Raw genomic sequence first — 23,397 nt, 5'->3', positions numbered from 1 at the left:
CGATGCGACGCATGTCACCGTGCGGTCCCCGGTGCGCGGGCGGTCATGTTCCGGCAGCCGCAGTCCTGATGCGGTAGCCACGGTCGACGCTGGATCTCGTGGGTGTCGAGATCCAGTTCCACGGTGGCGTCGAGGGTGCGCGGTGCCCGCCGTGGTGAGCAGGCGATGATCGCCTCGAGTTCGCCGAGCGCCAGCGCGGTCGTGGCCGCGATGCCTGCGGGCGAGGCGTGCCCGGTGCGGCCGAGTAGCTGGGCGGCCAGATGCGGCCAGTCGGTATCGAATCCGGCCCGGGTCAGATCGGCACAGCGCAGGCAGCTCGTCTCGCCGGGCAATACCAGCGGTCCGACGACGCCGACCCCGTCGCGGACCCGCACCTGCAGGTGCGGCACCCGGCGCAGCACCAGATCCACCGAAAGTCCGGGGTCGATCATCAATGCGTCGGTGAGCACCACCAGATCGCCGGTGGCGGCACCGACCGGAGTGTCTGGCCGATACTCGCGCGAGCGGGTAGGGCGAAAACCCATGCGCCGCAATCCGATCGCCACGGCATCGGAGAGCGGGCCGAGGCCGTGCACCGTGATGCCGCGGATCTTGCCCAGTTTGGGTTCGGGTTCGAGCAGCAGGCCCGCGCGTTCGATCGCGGTGAGCATGCCCATGGTGCGGTCGGGGCTGATCCCGAATTCGCCCGCGCGCCAGATGATCTGGGGCCGCGACTGCAAGCCGTCGAGCAGCCGCAGAAAGGCGAGCACGGTCCCGGTGTCGTGGTCGGTGGTTTCCAGGAGCAGCGCGCGTTCGGGGTCCCAGCCGAGCTGGACCGTGCCGGACGGGCGAACCAGGGTGGTCACTCGCGGGTGGAGCATCGGCCCGCGCAGTGGAGAGGTGGTCGTCATGCCAGAAGTATCGGCACCCGGACCCACCGCGACCTGCGCCGAAAGCGTAGTTATCCACAGGCTTTCGGCGTGTCGGACCGCCGTCTTCGAACTGTGAACAGCCTGTGTACGGCGGGTCAGCGCACTGATTCCGGACGATCGTTAGCCGCGCGACCGTGTTGCGCCACCGAGATCGGAAGTTTTCTCACCGACCTCGGTGGCGGCGCCGATCAGGACTTGCCCGCGCCGGAATCCGGGTCGGAATCGCCCTCGTCACGCGGGGTTTCGTCGGAATCGGCCTTGTCGAGCTTGGCGGCGTCACGCTCACGCGCCTCGGTCTCGGCCAGCTGGGCCATCGGGTCGTCGAAAGCGCCTGTGCCGCCGCCGATCACCGAGTCGATGAACCCGGCAGGAGAGTCGAGGTCGGTGGAGTCGGGCAGCAGGTCGGGGTGCTCCCACACCTTGTCGCGCCGCTCCATCCCCGCATCGGTGGTCAGCCGCCGCCACAGCGCCGACGCCTCCCGAACCTTGCGTGGTCGCAACTCCAGCCCGACGAGCGTGGCGAAGGTCTGCTCGGCGGGTCCACCGGTCGCCCGGCGGCGGCGCAGCGTCTCCGACAGCGCGTTCGCGCCGGGCAGGCGCTCACCCACCGCGTCGGCGACCACGACGTCGACCCAGCCCTCGATCAGCGCCAGCAGGGTCTCCAGGCGCTCGAGTGCCTGCTTCTGCTCGGGTGTGGTCTGCGGTTCGAACGTGCCCTGGGAGAGCAGCTCCTCCAGCTTGGACGGGTCGCTCAGCGACATCGGGTCGATGCCCTGCGCGGCCTCCTCGATCGCGGAGAAGTCCATCTTGATGCCGCGCGCGTAGTCCTCGACGGCGCCGAGCACCTGCTGACGCAGCCACGGCACATGCGCGAAAAGCCGCTGGTGGGCGGCCTCACGGGCGGCCAGGAACACCATGATCTCGCTCTCGGGCTGCTCGAGCCCCTCGCTGAACGCCGAGATCGCTGTCGGCAGCAGCGCCGCGGTACCGGCCGGGCCGAGCGGCAGACCGACATCGGTGGAGGTCAGTACCTCCTTGGCCAGCTGGCCGAGCGCCTGACCGAGCTGGGAACCGAATGCCAGCCCGCCCATCTGGCCGAGCATGCCGACCATCGGCCCGGCGAACTGCTTGGCCTCCTCGGGCAACTGCGCTGTCCACATGCCGGAGATCTGCTCGGCCACCGGATCGCACAGGCGCTTCCAGGTGGGCAGCGTCTCTTCGATCCAGTCGTTCGGTGTCCACGCGACCGTCTTGGTGGCGCCGGCGGGCAGCACGGTGGCGCCGTCGAGCCACAGTTCGGCCAGGTGCGCCGCATCGGTCACCGCGGTGGTGGTGCTCGCGGCGATCGGGGCGATGGTGGAGCCGAGCTGCTGGCGCGCGAGGCGCTTGGCGACGTCGTAGTTGACCGGCCCGGACTGCGAGCCGCCGGGGCCCATGCCCTGGCCCATGCCGCTGATCATCTGCCCGAGCTGGCTCAGCATCTGGCCCAGCTGCGACGGATCGAACCCGCCCGCACCACCGGCGCCGCCCGCGCCGAACCCGAACGGATCGTTTCCGCCAGGTCCGTTGCCCTCGTCGCGACGCTTGCCGGAATCGTCGTCGTCGCCGGTCGAGAAGCCGAAGGGGAGATCGCTCATACCTCTTACGTTACGCGGGACCCCTGGGGCTTCGGTGTTCGCGCATCGCGAAATCGCGCGGCTTCGCCCCCGCGCAAATGCGTGCCACTGCCGTCGGTCACGGTCGTTGATCACTACTGTGGTCCGAGTGAATCGTCGGATCCTCACCCTGATCGTCGCCCTAGTCCCCGTACTCGTGCTCGGCGTGGCCGGCAGCGTGGTCACCGTGCCGTTCGTCGCGCTTGGCCCCGGCCCCACCTTCGACACCCTCGGCCAGGTGGAGGGTAAGCCGGTGGTCGACGTCACCGGCGCGCCATTGGATCCCACGAGCGGGCAGCTCAATATGACGACCGTTTCGGTGCGCGACGGGCTGAACCTGTTCGAGGCGTTCGGGTTCTGGGTCAGCGGCGAGCACGGTCTGGTGCCGCGCGCCGAGGTGTATCCGCCCGGCGTGTCACGCGAGGAGGTCGACAAGTCCAATCAGCAGGACTTCAAGGATTCCGAGAGCGATGCCGAGGTCGCCGCGCTGCACTATCTGAAGATGCCGACCGTCGTGCTGGTCCGCGGACTCGGTGAGGAGGGCCCGGCCAAGGGCGTGCTGGAAGTCGGCGACGAGCTGATCAGCATCGACGGCACCCCGATCGCCACGCCCAAGGATGTGATCGACATCGTCGGCACCAAGGGCCCCGGCACGACCATCAGCGTCGTCTACCGTCGCGGCGACACCGAGCAGACCACCCCGATCACCCTCGCCCCTCGCCCCGGCGACGAGGCCAAGGGCTACCTCGGCATCACGCCGGGCGAAGGTGGCCGTCCGCCGCTGCAGGTCGAGTTCAACCTCGCCGATATCGGCGGACCGTCGGCGGGACTGATGTTCAGCCTCTCGCTGATCGACAAGCTCTCGCCGGGCGAACTCAACGGCGGCAAGTTCGTCGCGGGCACCGGCACCATCGACCAAGACGGCAAGGTCGGCCCGATCGGTGGCATCCAGTACAAGATGATCGCGGCGCGTGAAGCAGGCGCGGAAACGTTCCTCGTCCCCGCCGACAACTGCAACGAGGCCGGTCAGCGCGCTCCCGAGGGCCTGCGTCTGGTGAAGGTCGACACCCTCGACACCGCGATCACCTCGCTGGCCGAGATCAACGCGGGCCGCGAACCCGTCAGCTGCTGAATATTCTGCGGCTGGTGCCGCGGTTCTCGGCGCTTGACTCCACCTCTTCCCTCCCTACGGGCGCTCCTTCGTCGCACCCTCCGGTCAGTCCATCGGCGCAGGCGCGCCGAGAACACCGGGGTTGATCATTCCAAGGTGTGGTGCAGGGCCTCGACCAGGCCCGGTGCCAGGTTGGGGTAGGTGCGCAGGTCGAGATCGCCGAAGCCGTCGTCGTCCTCGGGGCGGATCTGGAGCAGAACCAGGGTGGCACCCTGGCGCAATACGCCCGCGATGAGCCGGGCGTCGCGGCGGCCCGGATGCGCGTGCGCGGCGGCGCGCCCGGCCGCGTCCGCGGCTTCGTCGTCGGCGAGCAGCGGTACCAGCGCCTCGTCGAGATCGCTCTCGGCATCGGGCGGCAGCACCACGATCTCCTGCACCAGCACGCAGCCCTCGACCGCGGGCGGCCAGGTGGTGGTGGCCAGGAACTCGTCCAACGCCATCGACCCGCCGGTGATGTCGTCGGGAAAGGCTTCCTGGGCAACAGGGGTCAGCTCGCTGCCGTCGTCGAGCTGATCCTGCAGGTCGGGTTCGGCAGCGGCCAGGTCGGCGGTCGGCACCAACGCGAACATCTGCGGCGGGTTTCCCCAGCCCTCGGCGTCGGCGAACTCGACGACCTCGCGCACACAGCGGGCGAGGAGAACTTCGGCGTGCTCGTCTTCGGTCACCCGCACATCCAATCATTTTCGGCCCAGCCGCTTGCACGGTGTCCGATTTCCGTAGAGTGGGCGCCAACGGTCCGGCAACGGATCACCCCGCAACATTCGGACTGCGGTGACTGCGCCGATCACGGCGCGGAACCGCCGGAGCATGGAGAGTGGCACCGTGGGCATGCGGCCCCCCACCGGCTTACCTTCGTTGTCCCGACGCAGCCGTGTGCTGCTGGTGACGGCAGTCGTCCTCGCGGCGCTGTTGCTGCTCGGGCCCCGCTTCACCGACGCCTATACCAATTGGTTGTGGTTCGGTGAGGTCGGTTATCGCAGTGTGTATCTCGGCGTGTTGTGGACGCGGGTGATCCTGTTCGTCATCGTCGCCTTGTTCGTCGGCCTTGTGGTCTGGGCGGCGCTGCTGCTGGCCTACCGATCGCGCCCGGTGTTCGTGCCCGTCGCCGGGCCCAACGACCCGATCGCGCGCTACCGCACGACCGTGATGAGCAAGCTGCGGCTGTTCGGCGTCGGCATCCCGGTGCTGCTCGGCGTGCTGTCGGGGCTGGTCGCGCAGTCGAATTGGGCGACGGTGCAGCTGTTCCTGCACGGCGGTGAGTTCGGCCAGCAGGACCCGCAGTTCGGACTCGACATCGGTTTCTACACCTTCGATCTGCCGTTCTACCGGATGGTGCTGAACTGGCTGTTCGTCGCCGTGGTGATCGCGTTCTTCGCGAATCTGGTGACCCACTACGTGTTCGGCGGCCTGCGGCTGGCCGGGCGCGAAGGCACCCTCACCAGGGCTGCGCGCGTGCAGCTCGCGGTGATCGCCGGAATCTTCGTGCTGCTCAAGGCGGTGGCGTATTGGTTCGACCGGTACGACCTGTTGTCGAGCACGCGCAAGGAGCCGACGTTCGGTGGTCCCTCGTTCACCGATATCAACGCGGTGCTGCCCGCCAAGCTGATCCTGCTGTCGATCGCGGTGATCTGCGCGATGGCGTTCTTCGCCGGGATCGTGTTGCGCGATCTGCGGGTCCCCGCGATGGCGGCGGCGCTGTTGGTGCTGTCGTCGATTCTGGTCGGTGCGGTGTGGCCGATGGTGGTCGAACAGTTCTCGGTGCGCCCCAACGCCGCCGAGAAGGAGAGTCCGTACATCGAGCGCAATATCCAGGCCACGCGCGAGGCGTACGGGATCACCGACGACAAAGTCGAATATCAGGACTACAAGGGCAGCTCCACGAAGAGCCCGCTCGAGGTTCCAGCCGACGCCGCGACCATCGGCAACGCCCGGCTGCTCGACCCGAATATCCTCTCGCCCACCTTCACTCAGCTGCAGCAGCGCAAGAACTTCTACGGCTTCCCCGAGTCGTTGGACATCGACCGCTACAACCTCAACGGTGACCTGCAGGACTACATCGTCGCCGCGCGCGAGCTGCATCCGGCCGCGCTGTCGGGCAACCAGAAGGACTGGATCAACCAGCACACCGTCTACACCCACGGCAACGGCTTCGTCGCCGCGCCCGCCAACCGGGTGAACAAGCCGCAGTCCGAGGCGCAGAGTGCCGCGGGCGGCAGCGATTCGGGTTATCCGCTGTTCATGGTGAGCGACCTGTTCACCAAGGTCGAGGACCAGCAGATCAAGGTCGACCAGCCGCGCATCTACTACGGCGAGCTGATCGCCCAGACCGATCCCGACTACGCCATCGTCGGCACCGCCGAGGGCCAGGCGCCGCGCGAATACGACTCCGACGAGGCGCAGTTCACCTATGACGGCAGTGGTGGCGTGCCGATCGGGAACTGGTTCAACCGGCTCGCCTTCGCGGCCAAGTACGCCGAGCGCAATATCTTGTTCTCCTCCGCGATCAGCGAGGACTCCAAGATCCTGTTCAACCGTGGTCCGCGCGACCGGGTGCAGAAGGTCGCGCCGTGGCTCACCACCGACGGCAACGCCTACCCGGCGGTGATCGACGGCCGCATCAAGTGGATCGTCGACGCCTACACCACCCTCGACAAGTACCCCTACGCTCAGCCGACCTCGCTCGACGGCGCGGTCGAGGACAGCATCGACAAGAAGACCGGGCGCGTGATCCCGCGCAAGGAGGTCAGCTACATCCGCAACTCGGTGAAGGCCACCGTCGACGCCTACGACGGCACCGTCACCCTGTACGAGACCGACACCACCGACCCGGTGCTCAAGGCCTGGCGAGGCGTCTTCCCGGACGCGGTCAAGCCGCAGAGCGAGATCTCGCCCGAGCTGCGCGCGCACTTCCGCTACCCGGAGGACCTGTTCAAGGTCCAGCGCGACATGTTGACGAAGTACCACGTGGACAACCCGCGTGAGTTCTTCACCAACAACGCGTTCTGGTCGGTGCCAAGTGATCCGACGATCGAGGGCGGCACGTTCAACCAGCCGCCGTACTACGTGCTGCTGGGCGATCCGAAGACCACCAAGCCGGTCTTCAACCTGACCTCGGCGATGGTCGGCTACAACCGGCAGTTCCTCTCGGCCTACATCTCGGTGCGCTCCGATCCCGAGAACTACGGCAAGTTCACCGTGTTGCAGTTGCCGACCGACTCCCAGACCCAGGGCCCGCAGCAGACACAGAACTCGATGACCACCGCCGACGCGGTGTCGCGCGAGAAAACCCTGCTGTCGAACTCGAACAAGATCCGCTACGGCAACCTGCTCACGCTGCCGGTGGCCGACGGCGGCATCCTCTACGTCGAACCGTTCTACAACGAACGCAACACCGGTTCGTCGACGTTCCCGCAGCTGCTGCGCGTACTGGTGAGTTATCGCGACGCGGCGGGCAGCGTGAAGGTCGGGTACGACTCGACATTGGCCGGGGCACTGAATCAGGTGATGCCGGGTGCGGGTTCGCTGGCGACACCGTTCGGTGGCGATCCGGCGGTGAAGCCTAAGCCGGGAGTGACCCCACCGGTCGACCAGGGCACCGTCACGCCGCCTACCGGCGGGACGACGCCGCAGCCGGGCACCACACCGTCCGCGACTTCGCCGACCCAGGAGGCCGCGGCCGCCGAGGTCAGCCGCAAGATCGAGGCGGTGCGCACCGCGATGCGCAGCGGCAACTTCACCGATTACGGTAAGGCCCTCGACGAACTGGACGTCGCGATGAAGGCGTACCAGGACGCCGCAGGCCGGTAACCACCCGAACGGCAAGAAAGGCCCCGTCGTGATGACGGGGCCTTTCTTGTGCAGGGGGAACGGTGGATCAGCCGCCGATCGAGGCGATCAGCGGAGCATTGGCGGTGAGCAGGTCCTGGTACTGGCCCGCGACACCGTACTGGTCGGCCAGCGCCTGACCGGCGGCCTTGGCCTGGTCGACGGCGACCTGGACATCGGTCTTGGCCTGGGCGGGCAGCTGGACCGGCAGTTCGACGGCGGGCTCCTCGACGACCTCGGGCTCGGACGCGCCCGACTGCAGGTACTGGCCGCAGTGCGGCCACGCGCCGACGCCCTGGCTGGCGAGCACGTTCTCCGCGACGCGGATCTGCTCTTCCTTGCTGGCGTTGTGCGCCGAGCCCTGGCCGCCGTTGGCCGCCCAGGTGCTCTGCGAGAACTGCAGGCCGCCGTAGTAGCCATTGCCGGTGTTGATACCCCAGTTGCCGCCGCTCTCGCACGCAGCGACTCCGTCCCAGTTGTAGGCGGCGGCGGAGGCGGTGCCGGTGGCGAGGCCGAACGGAACGGCAACAAGGGCGCCGGCGATGGCGGCGACGCCAAGGGCGCGGGTGCTGAATTTCCGGGTCTCAGTCATGGAGAAGACGCTAACCAATGAATCGATACCGATCACATCTTGATAACGGGTGAATTCTATGGTTGGAACAGATGCCTTTTCAAGGTTTACGCTGCATAGCCGGTGGGAATACCTAGATTCCGGTCGGTCTGTTATTGGTTCGTTATGTGTTCGGGATCACGCGGTAATAGTGACACCGCTCACCGAAAATCGGCACCGACTCGTCCGATTGCTGAAATGTGTGATGACTGCCACATTCGAAGGCTTCGCGATGCGGTGTTGCCCGTCGGAGATTGTGCCCGCAGGCGAGAAAACCCGCACTGACCTCGCGATTTGGCACCCACGCTCACCTGTGTGTAATGTTGTGTTCACACCGACGCGGGGTGGAGCAGCTCGGTAGCTCGCTGGGCTCATAACCCAGAGGTCGCAGGTTCAAATCCTGTCCCCGCTACAAGTGGCCCCAGGTCAGAGGAATTGAAATCCCTCTGACCTGGGGCTTTTTTTATGCGCTGGTCACGCGCGAAGGAAAGCGACCTCCGCGCGCTGTCAGGCCTCCGGGCCCATCTCGTCTAGGGCTGCGGATGTGCTCCGTTGTCCGTTGCGGCGCCGAGGGCGCGCAACAGCACCTCTGTGAGGGAGTCGAGATAGCCGGGCTCGAGTCGGCCTCGGCGGACGGACAGTCGCCAGTAGAGCGGTCCGGCGAGGACGTCGAGTGCGATTTCGAGATCGAGACCGGGCGACAGCTCGCCGCGGGCGACGGCGCGCTGGAGGATCTCCGCGCCGCGGGCGCGTCGCGGGATGCCGATCATGGCCTCGATCGCCGCGGCGAGCTCCGGGTTGCGTGCCATCTCAGCTACCAGGTCGGGCAATATGCGGAAGAAGAGCGGATGGCTCAACCATTCCAGCATCGAGGCGAGGATTCCCCGCACGTCGCCGCGCAGCGAGCCGGTGTCGGGCGCTGGAGCCAGCCCTACGCTCAGTTCCGAGACCACCGCGATCGCCATGTCCTGCTTGGAAGGCCATCGTCGGTAGAGCGCGCTCTTGCCCACACCTGCGCGTTTGGCGACTGCCTCCATGGACAGCCGGGCGTACCCGTGCTCGGCCAGCTCCACGAGGACGGCGTCGGTGATGGATTTGGTGATCGCGGGCTGAAGCACGGCGGCGCCGGTCGGGGTGCGACGAGTCATGTGGAGAGTTTAGCGGGTGGACGGGACGGTATCGTCCCGTGTACGTTGGCGTCGGGACGGTACCGTATCGTCCGTATTTCAGGAGGTTTCGATGACCCCACTCGAACTCGTCGACCGGGCTCTCGACCTATTGCTCGCCAAAGACATGGCAGGATTCGCGGGTCTGTGGTCGGCGGACGGTGTGCTGGAATTCCCGTTCGCGGCGCCGGGCTACCCGGACCGAGTGAGCGGTCGTACTGCCATCGCGCAGTACCTGCGCGACTACCCCTCGATCCTGGATGTTCGCGAAATTCCTGAGCGGCGTGTGCATCAGACCGTCGACCCGGCGGTGGTGATCGCCGAGTTCGACGCCACGGGTGTCGTGGTCGCGACCGATTCTCCCTATCGGATGCGCTACATCGCCGTGATCACCGTGCACGACAACGAGATTCATTGCTATCGGGATTACTGGAGCCCGCTCGCCGCTGCCGAGGCGATGGGTGGCTCCGCAGCGCTCACCGCGGCCTTCGGCGGATCCGATGTCTGAGGTTCTGGTCACCGGCGCGACCGGGACGACCGGTAGCCGCGTCGCGGCCTTGCTGAGCGATCGCGGCGCCACCGTGCGAATGGCGACTCGCACACCGAACAGGGCCGCTCACGTTCGCTTCGAATGGGGCGAGACCGGCACGTACGGACCGGCTCTGGGCGGGGCGGTGTCGGCTGTCTACCTGATCGCCCCGGTAGGTGTGGCGGAACCGGCCGCCGTCGTGCGGCCGTTCCTGGACGAGGCTGTCGCGCACGGTGTTCGACGAGTAGTACTGCTCGGTTCGTCGGCGGTGCCTGCGGCGGCGGAGGGAATGGGCGCCCTCTACGACCTCGTGCGCGAGAGCGTTCCCGAGTGGGCGGTGCTGCGGCCGTCGTGGTTCATGCAGAACTTCACTGGTGATCATCTGGTCGCGCGTGGTGTGCGCGCGGGCGAGATCGCCACCGCTACCGGCGACGGCCGTGTTCCGTTCGTCGACGCGGGCGATATCGCGGCGGTCGCCGGACACGCACTTCTGGATCCGGTTCCGCACAACTGCGAACATATTCTGACTGGACCGGCGGCGCTGAGCTACGCCGAGGCAGCCGCGATCGTCAGCGCGCGAATCGGGCGATCGGTCGTTCATCGCCACCTGTCGACAGGGGAGTTGCGGACGCGGATAGTCGAATTCGGCATTCCCGAAGAGTTCGCCGGCATGCTCGCTGCCCTCGACGACGACATTCGCGGCGGGGCGGAGGACCGGGTGACCGATACCGTCGAGCAGGTCACCGGCCGTCCTGCCCGCGCTTTCGCCGCCTTCGTCGAGCGGGAGATGAGCTAGGAGAGCGATCCCGCACTGCCCCACCCACCAACTCTGGTGGGTGGGGCAGTGCGGGCCGACAACGTCGTAGCCGTGCTAGGCGTCCAGGTCGCTGGCGACGAGTTCGGCGATCTTGTCGAGGGTGGGCTGATCGTCGCTGGTAATGACCACTTGGGCGCCCTGGCCCGCGCCCAGGGTCATGATCATCAGCGCGGAACCCGCGTCCACCGGGTCGCCGCCGGATACGGCGATGGTGACGGGAACGCCTGCCGCGCCGACCGCTTCGGCGATCAGGGCCGCGGGGCGCGCGTGCAGGCCGACCGAGGAGCCGACGGTGACGGTGGTGCTGGCCATGGGATATCTCCTTGTGTGCGAATGGATTACGCGGTGGTGAGAACAGGGGCGACGGACTGCTTGCGGGTGAATTCCTTGGCGAGGGTGACGCAGGCGGCGGCGACGAGCGTGCCCGCGACCAGCGACGCGAGGAACCAGGCCAGGTGCCCGATCGCGAAGAACACGAAGATGCCGCCGTGTGGTGCGCTCAGGGTGACGTCGGTGGCCATGATCAGGCCGCCGGTCACCGCGCCGCCGACCATCATCGACGGCAGCACCCGCAGCGGGTCGGCCGCGGCGAACGGGATAGCGCCCTCGGAGATGAACGAGGCGCCGAGCAGCCAGGCGGCCTTGCCGTTCTCGCGTTCGGCCTCGGTGTAGAGGCGCGGACGCAGGACGGTCGACAGGGCCATCGCCAGCGGCGGCACCATGCCCGCGGCCATCACGGCGGCCATGATCCGCAGCGTCGCGGTGTCGGTGACCGACAGCCCCGCGGCGGCGAACGAATAGGCCGCCTTGTTGACCGGGCCACCGAGGTCGAAGCACATCATCACGCCCAGGATCACACCGAGCGCGATGGCGGAGGTGCCGGACAGGCCGTTGAGCCAGTCGGTGAGTCCGTTGGTCACCGCGGCGAGGGGCTTGCCGAGCAGGACGAACATCAAGATGCCGACGATCGCCGAGGCCAGCAGCGGGATGACCACCACCGGCATCAGTCCGCGGGCCCACCCGGGCACCGGCAGTTTGCTCACCCAGAGGGCGGCGAATCCGGCGACCAGGCCGCCGACCAGGCCGCCGAGGAATCCCGCACCGACGAAGACCGCGATCGCGCCCGCCGTGAAGCCCGGAGCCAGACCGGGGCGGTCGGCGATCGCGAAGGCGATGTAGCCGGCCAGCGCCGGGACGAGGAAGCTGAAGGCGAGCGAGCCGATCTGGAAGAGCACGGCACCGAAATAGGTGGCCAGGCCACCGTCGGGTAGGTCGGTGATCGAATTGTCGAGCACGATCGTTTTCGCGCTCTCGGAGATCTCGTATCCGCCGAGCAGGAAGCTCAGCGCGATCAGTAGGCCGCCCGCGGCGACGAACGGGATCATGTAACTGACGCCGGTGAGCAGGATCTGTCGCAGGCGAGTGCCCCAGCCGATGCCCTTGGCCGCTGCCCGCGAGGGCGCGGGTGTGGTACCGCCGACGGTGGCGGCGCCCGGATCACCGCTCGCCGCAACGGCTTCCGCGATCATCGTGTCGGGTTCGTTGATGGCGCGTTTGACGCCCGACTCGATCACCGGCTTGCCCGCGAACCGGCCACGATCCTGCACGCCGACATCGGTGGCGAAGATGACGGCGTCGGCGGCGGCGATCGTGGCCGGATCGAGTTTGTCGCCGCCGCTCGAGCCCTGGGTTTCGACTGCCACGTCGACTGCTGCCCGTTCGCCCGCGGCGACCAGGGAATCAGCGGCCATATAGGTATGAGCGATGCCGGTGGGGCAGGCGGTCACGGCGACGATCTTCTTCGGTGCGCCGGATTTCGCTGTGCTGACGGTCGATGTCTCGCCCGTGGTGGCAACCTCAGCCGCTCCCGCCCCGGTGGGGGCTGCCGTAGCGCCGCCGGACGCTGCCACGCCAGACGCGGCCGCCGCGCCGCCGCGGGCGGCCGACGAGTCGGAGGCGGGAGTCGTGCCGGGATCGCCGCTAGCGGTGGGCGGACCGGTTCCGTCGGCAGCGGAGGGCGATTTCGTTGCGCTGACGGCGGGCGCCTCGGCTGCACCAGCCGATCCGGTCACTGCTGTGCCACCCGCCGCAGCAGCGGTGGAAGACGTTGTCGCGGTGGTGGATCCGCTCGTGGCCGGCGGGGGATTGATGACGCCGTCGACCAGAGCGACCACATCGTCCGGAGTCGCGGCGGCGCGCAGGTCGGCGACGAAGGCAGGCCGGACCAGCGCACGAGCCAACGACGACAACAGCTTCATGTGCTCCGCGCCCGCACCTTCCGGAGCGGCGATCAGGAAGACCAGGTCGGCGGGCCCGTCCGGGGCACCGAAGTCGACGGCGGGGGCGAGGCGGGCGAAGGCCAGCGACGCCGCGGTGACGGCGGCCGATCGGCAGTGGGGGATCGCGATGCCGCCGGGCAGGCCGGTTGCCGATTGCGACTCCCTGGTCAAGGCGGCCTCGGCCACCGCGGCGGCGTCGACTGCGCGGCCCACACCGGCGAGATTGCCCGCGAGTGCGGTGATCACCGCACTCTTGTCGGTGCCGAGGTCGGCGCCCAAAGCGATCAGTTCGGGAGTGATGATCGAATCGGCCATCGTCGTGTCTTTCCGGAGAGGGGGTGGGGCAGGGGCGTTTCGGGGTCGGGTGGTGCCGGCGATCTGCCGGTGCTCATGCGGGGGCCGGTGGTCGGTCGGCGGCGCGGAGGCGGTCGGCGGTGACGGCATCGAGCGCAACGTCCGCGCGGCCGGGCAATTCGGTGCCGGGCAACGCGGTGGCGGCGCTGCCGTAGGCGACGGCGGCGCGGAGGCAATCTGCGGGGGAGGCGCCCGCGAGGTCGGCCAGAAGGTAGCCGGCCAGGGCCGAGTCGCCCGCGCCGACGGTGCTGCGCGCGACGATGGGTGGGGCCGCGGCGAACCACGCGTCGCCGGCGGTGACCAGGACCGCGCCCGCCGCGCCGAGGGTGGCCAGCACCGCGCCGACGCCGCGGTCGATCAGGGTAGCGGCGGCTGCGGCCGCGGCCGTGGGGTTTTCGAGTTCGATGGCGTCGAGGCCGGTGAGCTGGGCCAGCTCCTCGGAGTTCGGTTTGATGAGATCCGGTGGGGCACCGACTGATTCGTCGAACAGGGCGAGCAGTGGAGCGTCGGAGGTGTCGACGGCCACGCGCGTGCGGCGATTTCCGTTCGGCGACACGCGCAGCGTGGACAACGTCGCGACGAGCTGCGCGTACCAATCGATCGGCACGCCCGGCGGCAACGACCCGGACAGCACGATCCACTCGGCGCCTGCGGCCAGCTCGACGAGCAGTGCGGTGAGTTCGGCCAGATCTCGCGCCTGCAACGGAAAGCCGGGTTCATTGATCTTGGTTGTGGTGCCGTCGGTTTCGGCGATGGTGAGATTCACCCGCGGTCCGCCCGCTACCGGTACCGTGCGGAATTCGATTCCCGCCGTGCGCAATCCGTGCACCACCGGGTCGTCGTCGGCGCCCGGCAGCACGGCCAGTACCGGCGCCCCGCTCTCGGACACCACCCGCGCGACATTGACCCCCTTGCCGCCGGGGTGCGACGTGACGCTCGCCGCGCGATGCACCTGCCCGCGCCGCAACGGCTCGGTGAGGGTGACCGTGCGGTCGACGCTCGGGTTCGCGGTCAGGGTGACGATCATGCGAGCACCATCTCGATTCCTTCGGCGGCCAGCTCAGTCCGTGCGGTGGCCGGGAGGTCGGTATCGGTGACCAGGACGTCGATATCGGCGGCACTGCCGAAGCGCACGAAGTCCTCGCGCCCGATCTTGCTCGCGTCGGCGACCACGACGACCCGATCGGCGGCGGCGATCATCGCGCGTTTCACGGCCGCCTCCTCCGGATCGGGGGTGGACAGCCCGTGTCGCACGGTCAGCGCGTTGGTACCGAGAAACGCGACGTCGACCCGCAATTCGCCGAGCAGCCGCAAGGTCTCGGCGCCGACGGCGGCCTGGGTGACCCCGCGAACCCGCCCGCCGACCAGGTGCAACCGCACGCCGGCGAACCCGGTGAGCCGCGCGGCGACCGGCAGCGAATGGGTGACGGCGACCAGATCGACGTCGACCGGCATGGCCGCGGCCACCCGCACGGTCGTCGTGCCCGCGTCGAACAGCACGCTGCCGCCGCCGTCCGGGAGGTATCGCTGCGCGAGTTCGGCGATCCGGTCCTTCTCCGCGGCGCGGGTGCTGTCGCGTTCGGCGGTGCCGGGTTCGAACGTGGTGAGCGCACCGGAACCCACCGCGCCGCCGTGCACCCGCCGGATCACGCCCAGCCGGTCGAGCACCGCGAGGTCGCGGCGCACGGTTTCGGTGGTGACCCCGTACCGGTCGGCGAGTTCGGCGACGGAGACGCGCCCGCGATGCCCGATCAGCGTCGCGATCGCCTGCTGCCGTTCCTCGGCGTACATGGGTTCCTCCGGTCTCCGTGAATCTGTACTCATGTTGTTTTATGCCCGCTTGTGTTGTTTTGTCAATGATTATTGGTGAGCCGAGTCACAATCGTTGCTGTCGACTATCGGGAAAGTGGTGCCCGTGATCACATCGGCGCCGCGCGGGTGCTCGGTATCACCGAGGCCATCAGTGCAGGTAGACGGCTTTCGCGGCGGCTTTCACGTTGCTGTTACGTGTCTCGTCCAAGATCGACACGAATGCTCGTGACGCTGACTCGCATGTGGCGTTTCGCAGTGCGACCCCGTGTCACGGCCCTGGCCTGCGAGGTGTGCGGCAGACTGCCGCATCCGGGACGGGCCAGGCTCACTCTCGCCAAACTCGCGGCGGTGTTCCCGGTGGAACTCGCACTGCACGCGCTGGTCGTCCACCTGCACCCGCCGTACCTGGTGACCGTCGCGCTGCTGACGATCACCACCACGATCCTGGTGATCTGGGTGGTGGAACCGTCGGCGATGCGGATGCTCGGCGGCTGGCTGCACAGCCCGGAGCTGCGCCACCGCGAGCGAATAGACGCGGCACCCGCGCTGTGGCGGATCCGCGTGCGCCTGGCCGACCGACCCGGCGCGCTCGAGACCCTGGCCAAGCATCTCGCCCACTGTGACGCCAACATTCTCACCGTGCACGTGCACCAACTCGAGGATGCCGTCCTCGACGAACTCGTCGTCGCCGCACCGGCCGAGGTCACCTCGCACACGATCACCTCCGCCGTGGAGCACGCGGGAGGTTCGCAGGTGCGGGTCTGGCCGGCGACCGTGCTGTCGCTGATCGACGGTCAGACGAAGGCGCTGGCCATCGCCGCCCGTATCGTCAGCGATCCGGACGAATTGCCCTTGGCCGTGGCCGAACTACTCGGCGCGCGCTACCTCGCGCCCGGCACGCCGGAGGTGACCGAACCGGGCGAGGGCACCCTGCTGGAATTGGACCGCGACGATCGTCGCTGGGGTTTCGTCCGCCCGGACGAACCTTTCACGCCCGCCGAGATCGCCCGCGCGCATCGGCTCGCCGATCTGGCGGCCCTCACCGTGCGGCGGCGATGAGCTTCAGTCGAAGCCGAGGTCGGCGGTGAGGGGATCGCGTAGGGCGCCCTCGGCGGCCCGCAGTCGATCGGTGACCGAGGTCAGCAGGTCCATCGAATCCTGAGAGAGCCCGAGCGCGAGGCGGGTCAGGTGACGGGTGGCATCGCAATGGAAGCGATCGGCGAGTAAGGCGTCCGGATCGGCGGGCGCAGCCGAGTGATCGACGACGGTCACGGCAGGGGCACTCACAATCTCGTATTTTCGAGTATGACGCACCTTACATCTACCCTGCGGTCCATGAACCCCGGTCGGCGTGCGAAAGTGCAGCAATGAGTCAGTTCGCCGACTATCAGAACGAGATCTACCTGGCCGCGCTCGGTGGGATCCAGCCCGAATTTCCCATGGATTACGCGACGCTCGAACGCAAAGCCACTGCGGCGCTGCCGGATTCGCTGCTGAACTACATCGCGGGCGGCGCGGGCGACGAGCTCACGCAGCGGCGCAATGCCGAGGCTTTCGCGGACTGGGGTCTGGTGCCGCGGATGCTGGTCGGCGCCACCGAGCGCGATCTCTCCGTCACCGCGTTCGGCCACACCTTCGCGAGCCCGCTGTTTCTCGCGCCGGTCGGCGTGATCGGTCTGGTCGGCGAGCAGGGCCACGGTGATATCGCGGTGGCACAGGCGTCGGCGCAGACGGGTGTGCCCGCGATGTATTCGACGCTGATGGAGGATCCGCTCGAGGACGTGCGCCCGCACGCAGGCGACACGCCTTCGTTCTTCCAGCTGTACACGCCGAAGAACCGTGAGCTCGCCGAGAGTTTGGTACACCGCGCCGAAGCCGCGGGTTATGCGGGAATCACCGTCACCCTCGACACCTGGGTGCCCGGGTGGCGTCCGCGCGACCTCGCGAGCGGCAACTTCCCGCAGCTGCGTGGCCATGTGCTGAAGAACTACACCAGCGACCCGGTCTTCCAGCAGATGGTCGGTTCCGACGACCCCAAAATGATTGTCCTGCACTGGATCGCGACCTTCGGTAACTCGCTGACCTGGGATGACCTCGGCTGGTTGCGGTCGATCACCGATCTGCCGCTGATCCTCAAGGGCATCTCCCACCCCGAGGACGCGCGCAAGGCGATCGACTTCGGGGCCGACGGTATCTACTGCTCCAATCACGGTGGGCGCCAGGCCAACGGCGGTCTGAGCGCGCTGGAGACCTTGCCCGCGGTCGTGGCCGCCTGTGATGACCGCGTGCCGGTGCTGTTCGACTCCGGGGTGCGCTCGGGTGCTGACGTGGTGAAAGCGCTCGGACTCGGCGCGAACATGGTCGGGCTCGGCAGGCCGTATGTGTACGCGCTCGCGCTGGGTGGTGTGCGTGGGCTGGTGCATCTGCTGCGCAGTTACGCCGCCGAGGCGGACCTGTTGATGGCGGTCAACGGCTATCGCGATGTGGCTGGGGTGCGTGCGAACATCCGGCCGGCAACGCGCGGGAACGCCACTCTCGGCTGATCGGAACGTGTCAGGAAACCCGTCGCGAGAGGGGTTTTGGGGCCGGGATGGCGGCTCGGGCGAGAACTTGTCGGTGCCGTGCGGCATCATCGGTGCGACAGACCACGCTGTAGCACCAACCCCCGGAGTCCACGATGTCCTCGCCGAGCACGAAGTCCGCATCCCGCCGATCAGCACCGCCGGTCCTGTCCGACGCCGAGCTCGCGCGTATCGCAGGCGAGCTCGCGGAGGGGAAACCGCCGATGGTGTGGTTCACGGCCGCCGCAGTCGGTGTCGCCGAAGGGAAGTCGGGCAAGGTCGTCGCGCTCGGCGATCCGTCCGACGGCGACTTCCTGCAGGTGCGGCCGACCGGTTCCAAAGATGTGCTCTCGTTCGGCCCGAGCGAGGTGACGCTGACCAAGCCGGCCCGCGGGACTACGGTAGCGCCCGGCGGGCCCGCACGGACCCGCCAGGAAAGTGTCCCCGCGCCGAGCAACCGAAAGGACAACACTGTGACCCAGCCGTCGACCCTGCCGAGCACCGCTACGCCCGCGCCGAGGTCGCTCGCCCCGGTACCCGACGACGCCGCCAAGCCCGCTCCGGCGGCGCCGCGGCCCGCGAAAGCTCCCGCGGTGCGCAAGACCAAGGTGGCCGAGGTGACTGTCACGCTCACCGGTACCGCCGACGGTGAGTGGACTGTCGATGTGGTGAACGGGAAGAAGCGCAGTGTGAAGGGGATGGCGGTGAGTAGTGCGGCCGTTGCCCAGGCTGCCAAGATCTTGCACCCCGAGGTGGAGGAAGTGGTGGAGGGGATTCTGGAGGCCGCGCGGGGGGCCCAGCAGGCGAAGGTCGCGCAGTTGCAGGCCGAGTTGGAGGCCGCGCGGAAGTTGTTGGAGGAATTGGGAGATTAAGTGTTCGGGGAGTCGTGACCCACTGATCGAGCACGGACATGGGTAACTCCCCAGCCGCCTCCCCGCCGTAAGGCACATGACGCAACCGAGAGCGAACAGTCGAGCTACCGGGCGACTCGCAGAATATGCGGGGTGGCGGGGCTGTCGTGGAAGCTGAGGCCGAGGCGGTATTCCTTGGCGTGGTACATCGCGGCGTCGGCGGTGCGGATCAGGTCGTAGATGGTTTTTTCGGTGGGGCGGGTGGTGACGCAGGCGACGCCGATGCTGGCGGTGATGGGGATTTCGCCGCAGCTCAGTTCGAAGGGGCGGATGAACGCTCCGAGGAGGTGTTCGGCGAGGACGGCGGCTTCGGCTCGGGTGCGGGGGGCCAGGACTACGAATTCGTCGCCGCCGTAGCGCGCGGTCAGGTCGGTGCTGGCGGTGGTGCGGCGGATGCGGGAGGCGGCGTTGGCGATGAGTTCGTCGCCGACGGCGTGGCCGTAGCTGTCGTTGACCATTTTGAAGCCGTCCAGGTCGATGAACAACAGGCACAACGGTTTTCCGGCCCACTGGTCGCGGTAGCGCAGGGGTGCGCGCAGCAGGGCTGAGCGGTTGAACAGGCCGGTCAGAAGGTCGTGGTCGGCTTGGTATTGGGCTCGGCGCTCGCTGCGCATGCTGCGGGCGATCGCGCGTTCGCTGCGCACCAGCACACCGACCAGCAGCAAGGTGAGCAGCGAACAGATCACCACGCGGTCGGCGACCCCGAGATCGGCGCCGACCACGCTGATCAGCGAGGCCGCCACCAGCGCCACGGCGATCATCCCGGCCCGCTGCCGTGACCGATGGGGATGCACGTCCTCGGCGTCGCGGAGCGCACCCATCGTCGGCTGCACCGCGGCCAGCCCGGCCAGCAGATACGCCCACTGCTGTGGCACCAACGCGATCTCGGGGTCGACGGTGATTGTTCCTGCGGCAGTGAGGCTTTCGGTCAACCCGCCGACGAGCACGGCGATCAGCGCCGCCTGCAGCAACCGCAGCGAGGTCTCCGAGCGAACCACCGTCGCGAGCGAGTGCGCGAGCACGGTAGCCAGCAGCGCGTGGATCACGGGGTAGCTCGCGGCCAGTGCGGTATCGACGAACCCGGTGCTGTGTCGCAGAATCGGCGAGATCAGGAAGGTCCACGAGGCCAGCAGAGCGCTGAGCCCGATGAGCGCCGAGTCCAGCCACAGGTCACGGGCATGGCGGAGCCTGCGCGGCTGCAACCAGCCGACGGCGGCGAGCCCGAGACACAGCGAGGCGGCCAGGGTGCACAGATCGTCGACCGGATGCCAGCCCGGGTGCAGCCCGGGCGCGCGTATCGCGGTACCGGCGGCGAACATCGGGACCGAGGCTGCCAGCAGGTACCAGGGCAGTCGGTGCGTGGGTCGATGGCGATACATGCCGTAGCCGATCATCGCCAGCGAGCCCGCGACGATCACGACGAGTAGTAAAAACGGTAGCGCGCGCCCACCCGCCAACGGCGCGATCAGCACGGCCCCCGCCGCACCGAGTAGCACCACGCACCATCGCAGGCTCCCGTAGCGTCTCTCGCTGATGGTCATCAGCCCCCCTCGATCTTGCTGCGCACGCGACGAGCGCCGATCGAAGGTGAGGCCGGTGAATCACTCGAAGTATCGGCCGAGAGCACCGAGTGTTGTTGTCCGAGCACAATCCCCAGCCGGCAGCGCCGACGCTCAAAACCTTGACAACTGAGTCGATCATGACACGTCGACGGCCGTGCTGTCGACGTGTTGGGAGCATTGCCGGATACCGATTCGGCACGCGGTGCCGCACATTTGCCCGCGCCGATGGCCGGTGGTGGCATCGTCGCAGGAAACGGAAGGGGACGGACAGGTGGAGCAGTGGATCGCGCCCGGTCGGGTCAACATCATCGGCGAGCACACCGACTACAACGACGGGTTCGTGCTGCCCATCGCGCTGTCGCTCGGTGTCGTCTGCGGGGCCGGGCCGCGCGGTGACGGTCTGGTGCGGCTCGCCTCCGTCCAGCGTCCCGGCGAAGTCGTCGAGGTGCGGGTCGATGATCTTGCGGCGCACCGGGACCGGTTGCCGAGCTGGGCGCGCTATCCGCTCGGTGTCGTCGACGAGTTCGTCCGCGGCGGATATCGAGTCACCGGGGTGAACCTCGAACTCGACGGCGCGGTACCGATCGGGGCGGGTTTGTCCTCGTCAGCGGCCCTGTGCTGCGCGGTGACGATCGCGCTGCGCGATCTGTTCGCGCCCGAACTCACCGAGCGGAGCATGGTCGAGATCGCCAGGGCCGCGGAGAACGGTTTCGCCGGTGTGCCGACCGGCCTGCTCGACCAGTCCGCCTCGATCCTGTGCACCGAAGGCCACGCCCTGTTCCTCGATGTCCGTGCGTTTACCATGGCGGAACCCGGTGCCTCCGAACAGATTCCGTTCGACCTCGGTGCCGCCGGGCTCACCCTGCTCGTCGCCGACACCGGTCAACCGCACGACCTGTCCGACGGTGGATACGCCGAGCGCCGAGCGCAGTGTGACGCCGCCGCCGACGCGCTGAACCTGTCCGCCCTGCGCGACGCCACCACCGAAGACATTCCGCGCCTGCGGGATCCGCTCCTGCGCCGCCGCGCGACCCACGTGGTCACCGAGAACGCACGGGTACTCGCTGTCGTCGACAAGCTGCGCGCCGGTGCGGACCCGCGCAGGATCGGCGAGCTGCTCACCGCCTCGCACCGGTCACTGCGCGACGACTTCGAAATCTCCGCGCCCCCACTGGATCTCGCGGTCGACGCCGCACTCGACGCGGGTGCGCACGGCGCGCGGATGGTCGGTGGCGGCTTCGGTGGCAGCATCATCGCCCTGGTCGACCATGCCGACTCCGTCGCCGAGCAGATCATGAAGCGCTTCGCCACCGCGGGTTTCGCCCCGCCCCGCGCCTTCACCGTCGAACCCGCCGCGGGCGCGCACAAACTGGATTGAGCAGGTGTCCATTTTGTTCTGCCCGATTTCGTGGTGACGCAGGACACGAGCGCGCACAGTAGAGGCATCCGAACAGTTCGACGGGCGCCGCCGCCCGCGCCGTATGAACGACGCTCGTGTGCCGCCCGGCTCCAGGCCAGGAGGAATCCGCTGTGCTAGAAGCCTCATCGACACTGCGACTGGACGCCGCTCCGGTCGACTACGCGCTGGTCGCCCTGTATTTCGTCTTCGTCCTCGGCATCGGCCTGATCGCTCGGCGCCGGGTGTCGTCGAGCGTCGACTTCTTCCTGTCCGGGCGCTCGCTGCCCGCGTGGGTGACGGGCCTCGCGTTCATCTCCGCCAATCTGGGCGCCGTGGAGATCATGGGTATGTCCGCCAACGGCGCCCAATACGGTTTCCCCACCTTCAACTATTTCTGGATCGGTGCCGTGCCGGCGATGCTGTTCCTCGGCGTGGTGATGATGCCGTTCTACTACGGCTCCAAAGTGCGTTCGGTGCCGGAATTCATGCGCAGGCGCTTCGGCACCGGCGCGCATCTGGTGAACGCGTTGAGTTTCGCGATCGCTCAGGTGCTGATCGCGGGCGTGAACCTCTACCTGCTCGGCACCATCGTGAATGTGCTGCTCGGCTGGCCGCTGTGGATCTCGGTGGTCGCGGCCGCCGCAATCGTGCTGTCCTATGTCACCCTCGGCGGGCTCTCCGCCGCCATCTACAACGAGGTGCTGCAGTTCTTCGTGATCGTCGCCGCCCTGTTGCCGCTGACCCTGGTGGGTCTGCACCGCGTCGGCGGCTGGGACGGTCTGCAGGACAAGGTAACCGGCTCGCCGGGCGGCGCCGATCAGTTGCAGACCTGGCCGGGTAATGCGATGAGTGGGTTCACCGACAATTTCGCCTCGATCATGGGCATCGTGTTCGGACTGGGATTCGTTCTCTCCTTCGGCTATTGGACAACGAATTTCGTCGAAGTTCAGAGAGCCCTTGCCACACACTCGATTTCGGCCGCGCAGCGCACCCCCCATCATCGGCGCCTACCCGAAGATGTTCATCCCGCTGATCGTGGTGATTCCCGGCATGATCAGCGCGGTCCTGGTGCCGCAGATGATCGAATACAAGCAGCAGGTCGCCGCGAATCCCGACTTCGAGGGCGATGTCACCTACAACCAGGCGCTGTTGTTCTTGATGAAAGAGGTTCTGCCCAACGGACTTCTGGGTGTCGGGCTGGCAGGTCTGCTCGCGGCGTTCATGGCCGGTATGGCCGCCAATGTCTCCGCTTTCAACACCGTGTTCAGTTTCGATCTGTGGCAGCAGTACGTGCGCAAGGATCGTCCCGACGGGTACTACCTGAAGGTCGGCAGGCTCGCCACGGTCGGTGCGACGGTGGCCGCGATCTTCACCGCGTTCATCGCGGGCGGGTTCAGCAACATGATGGACTACCTGCAGACCCTGTTCAGCTTCTTCAACGCGCCGCTGTTCGCGACGTTCATCCTCGGCATGCTGTGGAAGCGGATGACGCCGACGGCGGGCTGGGTCGGCCTTGTCAGCGGCACTCTCGCCGCCGTGTTCGTGTTCGTGCTCAACGAGACCGGCGTGACGAATCTGTCCGGACAGGGCGCCAGCTTCGTCGCCGCCGGTGCCGCCTTCGTGGTCGACATCGCGGTCAGCGTCGCGGTCACCATGGTGACCCAGCCGAAACCGGCCGCCGAACTGGTCGGCCTGGTGTATTCCGAGACCCCGAAGGCGATGCGCACCGACGCCGACGCCGACTCGCTGCCCTGGTACCAGCGTCCCGCCCTGCTCGCCGGGATCGCGCTCGTGCTGGTGATCGCCCTCAACATCATCATCGGATAAGGAGTCTC

The 23,397-nt window shown here is 67.9% G+C and carries 19 protein-coding genes, 1 tRNA gene and 1 pseudogene; 10 read left to right on the top strand and 11 right to left on the bottom strand.

The genetic code is table 11. The annotated features are described in order from the left end of the window. Window positions 1–14: 14 nt before the first annotated feature. Complete coding sequence (locus tag ACWZHB_RS21615; RefSeq protein ID WP_427903662.1) at window positions 15–890, bottom strand: TOMM precursor leader peptide-binding protein; 876 nt, start codon at window positions 888–890, stop codon at window positions 15–17. A 209-nt stretch (window positions 891–1,099) separates the two neighbouring features. Next, window positions 1,100–2,548 carry a zinc-dependent metalloprotease gene (locus tag ACWZHB_RS21610; RefSeq protein ID WP_427903661.1) on the bottom strand — a complete coding sequence of 483 codons (1,449 nt, stop codon included), beginning with the start codon at window positions 2,546–2,548 and terminating at the stop codon, window positions 1,100–1,102. A gap of 127 nt (window positions 2,549–2,675) precedes the next feature. On the opposite strand from ACWZHB_RS21610, the gene ACWZHB_RS21605 reads away from it, so the two are divergent. Further along, window positions 2,676–3,698, top strand: coding sequence for a YlbL family protein (locus ACWZHB_RS21605; RefSeq protein WP_427903660.1), 1,023 nt, complete (start codon window positions 2,676–2,678; stop codon window positions 3,696–3,698). A 125-nt stretch (window positions 3,699–3,823) separates the two neighbouring features. Here the strand turns inward: ACWZHB_RS21605 and ACWZHB_RS21600 are convergent, their stop codons facing one another. Further along, window positions 3,824–4,402 carry a PPA1309 family protein gene (locus ACWZHB_RS21600; protein ID WP_427903659.1) on the bottom strand — a complete coding sequence of 193 codons (579 nt, stop codon included), beginning with the start codon at window positions 4,400–4,402 and terminating at the stop codon, window positions 3,824–3,826. A 157-nt stretch (window positions 4,403–4,559) separates the two neighbouring features. Here ACWZHB_RS21600 and ACWZHB_RS21595 point away from each other — a divergent pair, with 157 nt between their 5' ends. After that, complete coding sequence (locus tag ACWZHB_RS21595; protein ID WP_427903658.1) at window positions 4,560–7,544, top strand: UPF0182 family protein; 2,985 nt, start codon at window positions 4,560–4,562, stop codon at window positions 7,542–7,544. Window positions 7,545–7,611: 67 nt separating this feature from the next. Here the strand turns inward: ACWZHB_RS21595 and ACWZHB_RS21590 are convergent, their stop codons facing one another. Continuing rightward, window positions 7,612–8,154, bottom strand: a complete 543-nt coding sequence (locus ACWZHB_RS21590; RefSeq protein WP_427903657.1) for a transglycosylase family protein — start codon at window positions 8,152–8,154, stop codon at window positions 7,612–7,614. 356 nt (window positions 8,155–8,510) lie between these two features. Between ACWZHB_RS21590 and ACWZHB_RS21585 the strand changes: the two genes are divergently transcribed. Beyond that, window positions 8,511–8,584: transfer RNA gene (locus ACWZHB_RS21585), tRNA-Met, on the top strand. 118 nt (window positions 8,585–8,702) lie between these two features. On the opposite strand, the gene ACWZHB_RS21580 is transcribed toward ACWZHB_RS21585, so the two are convergent. Continuing rightward, window positions 8,703–9,320 carry a TetR/AcrR family transcriptional regulator gene (locus ACWZHB_RS21580; RefSeq protein WP_427903656.1) on the bottom strand — a complete coding sequence of 206 codons (618 nt, stop codon included), beginning with the start codon at window positions 9,318–9,320 and terminating at the stop codon, window positions 8,703–8,705. Between the two features lie 91 nt (window positions 9,321–9,411). On the opposite strand from ACWZHB_RS21580, the gene ACWZHB_RS21575 reads away from it, so the two are divergent. Together ACWZHB_RS21575 and ACWZHB_RS21570 are read left to right on the top strand one after the other, a co-directional pair. Further along, complete coding sequence (locus ACWZHB_RS21575) at window positions 9,412–9,846, top strand: nuclear transport factor 2 family protein (RefSeq protein ID WP_427903655.1); 435 nt, start codon at window positions 9,412–9,414, stop codon at window positions 9,844–9,846. Beyond that, the gene (locus ACWZHB_RS21570) at window positions 9,839–10,663 is read left to right on the top strand and encodes an NmrA family NAD(P)-binding protein (protein ID WP_427903654.1); all 825 of its coding nucleotides are present in this window, start codon (window positions 9,839–9,841) and stop codon (window positions 10,661–10,663) included. The genes ACWZHB_RS21575 and ACWZHB_RS21570 overlap by 8 nt, the downstream gene beginning before the upstream one ends. A 75-nt stretch (window positions 10,664–10,738) precedes the next feature. Here ACWZHB_RS21570 and ACWZHB_RS21565 read toward each other — a convergent pair whose 3' ends face one another. The 4 genes from ACWZHB_RS21565 to ACWZHB_RS21550 form a co-directional block, all read right to left on the bottom strand. Further along, a complete protein-coding gene (locus tag ACWZHB_RS21565) occupies window positions 10,739–10,996 on the bottom strand; it encodes an HPr family phosphocarrier protein (protein ID WP_427903653.1) in 258 nt (85 codons plus the stop codon). Between the two features lie 26 nt (window positions 10,997–11,022). Next, the gene (locus ACWZHB_RS21560) at window positions 11,023–13,278 is read right to left on the bottom strand and encodes a PTS fructose transporter subunit IIABC (RefSeq protein ID WP_427903652.1); all 2,256 of its coding nucleotides are present in this window, start codon (window positions 13,276–13,278) and stop codon (window positions 11,023–11,025) included. Between the two features lie 73 nt (window positions 13,279–13,351). After that, window positions 13,352–14,344, bottom strand: a complete 993-nt coding sequence (locus tag ACWZHB_RS21555) for a 1-phosphofructokinase family hexose kinase (protein WP_427903651.1) — start codon at window positions 14,342–14,344, stop codon at window positions 13,352–13,354. Next, entirely contained in the window at window positions 14,341–15,108 is a 768-nt protein-coding gene (locus ACWZHB_RS21550) for a DeoR/GlpR family DNA-binding transcription regulator (RefSeq protein ID WP_427903650.1), read from the bottom strand. Before ACWZHB_RS21550 ends, ACWZHB_RS21555 begins: the two co-directional genes overlap by 4 nt. A gap of 261 nt (window positions 15,109–15,369) precedes the next feature. Here ACWZHB_RS21550 and ACWZHB_RS21545 point away from each other — a divergent pair, with 261 nt between their 5' ends. Next, window positions 15,370–16,188, top strand: coding sequence for an amino acid-binding protein (locus tag ACWZHB_RS21545; RefSeq protein ID WP_427903649.1), 819 nt, complete (start codon window positions 15,370–15,372; stop codon window positions 16,186–16,188). Between the two features lie 3 nt (window positions 16,189–16,191). On the opposite strand, the gene ACWZHB_RS21540 is transcribed toward ACWZHB_RS21545, so the two are convergent. Next, a complete protein-coding gene (locus ACWZHB_RS21540; protein WP_427903648.1) occupies window positions 16,192–16,416 on the bottom strand; it encodes a hypothetical protein in 225 nt (74 codons plus the stop codon). Window positions 16,417–16,496: 80 nt separating this feature from the next. Between ACWZHB_RS21540 and ACWZHB_RS21535 the strand changes: the two genes are divergently transcribed. Beyond that, complete coding sequence (locus ACWZHB_RS21535) at window positions 16,497–17,672, top strand: alpha-hydroxy-acid oxidizing protein (RefSeq protein ID WP_427903647.1); 1,176 nt, start codon at window positions 16,497–16,499, stop codon at window positions 17,670–17,672. Window positions 17,673–17,806: 134 nt separating this feature from the next. Next, window positions 17,807–18,562 (top strand): DUF6319 family protein, encoded by a 756-nt coding sequence (locus ACWZHB_RS21530; RefSeq protein WP_427903646.1) that lies wholly within the window; start codon window positions 17,807–17,809, stop codon window positions 18,560–18,562. Window positions 18,563–18,666: 104 nt separating this feature from the next. On the opposite strand, the gene ACWZHB_RS21525 is transcribed toward ACWZHB_RS21530, so the two are convergent. After that, a complete protein-coding gene (locus ACWZHB_RS21525; RefSeq protein ID WP_427903645.1) occupies window positions 18,667–20,142 on the bottom strand; it encodes a diguanylate cyclase in 1,476 nt (491 codons plus the stop codon). A 292-nt stretch (window positions 20,143–20,434) separates the two neighbouring features. On the opposite strand from ACWZHB_RS21525, the gene galK reads away from it, so the two are divergent. Together galK and ACWZHB_RS21515 are read left to right on the top strand one after the other, a co-directional pair. Then, complete coding sequence (gene galK / locus ACWZHB_RS21520) at window positions 20,435–21,541, top strand: galactokinase (protein ID WP_427903644.1); 1,107 nt, start codon at window positions 20,435–20,437, stop codon at window positions 21,539–21,541. Window positions 21,542–21,693: 152 nt separating this feature from the next. Continuing rightward, window positions 21,694–23,389, top strand: a pseudogene (locus tag ACWZHB_RS21515) (sodium:solute symporter family protein). The last annotated feature ends 8 nt before the right edge of the window (window positions 23,390–23,397 follow it).

This window comes from Nocardia sp. FBN12, from assembly GCF_054031145.1.
Note: the sequence above shows the minus strand (reverse complement) of the source record. Positions and strands in the feature narration are given on the sequence as shown.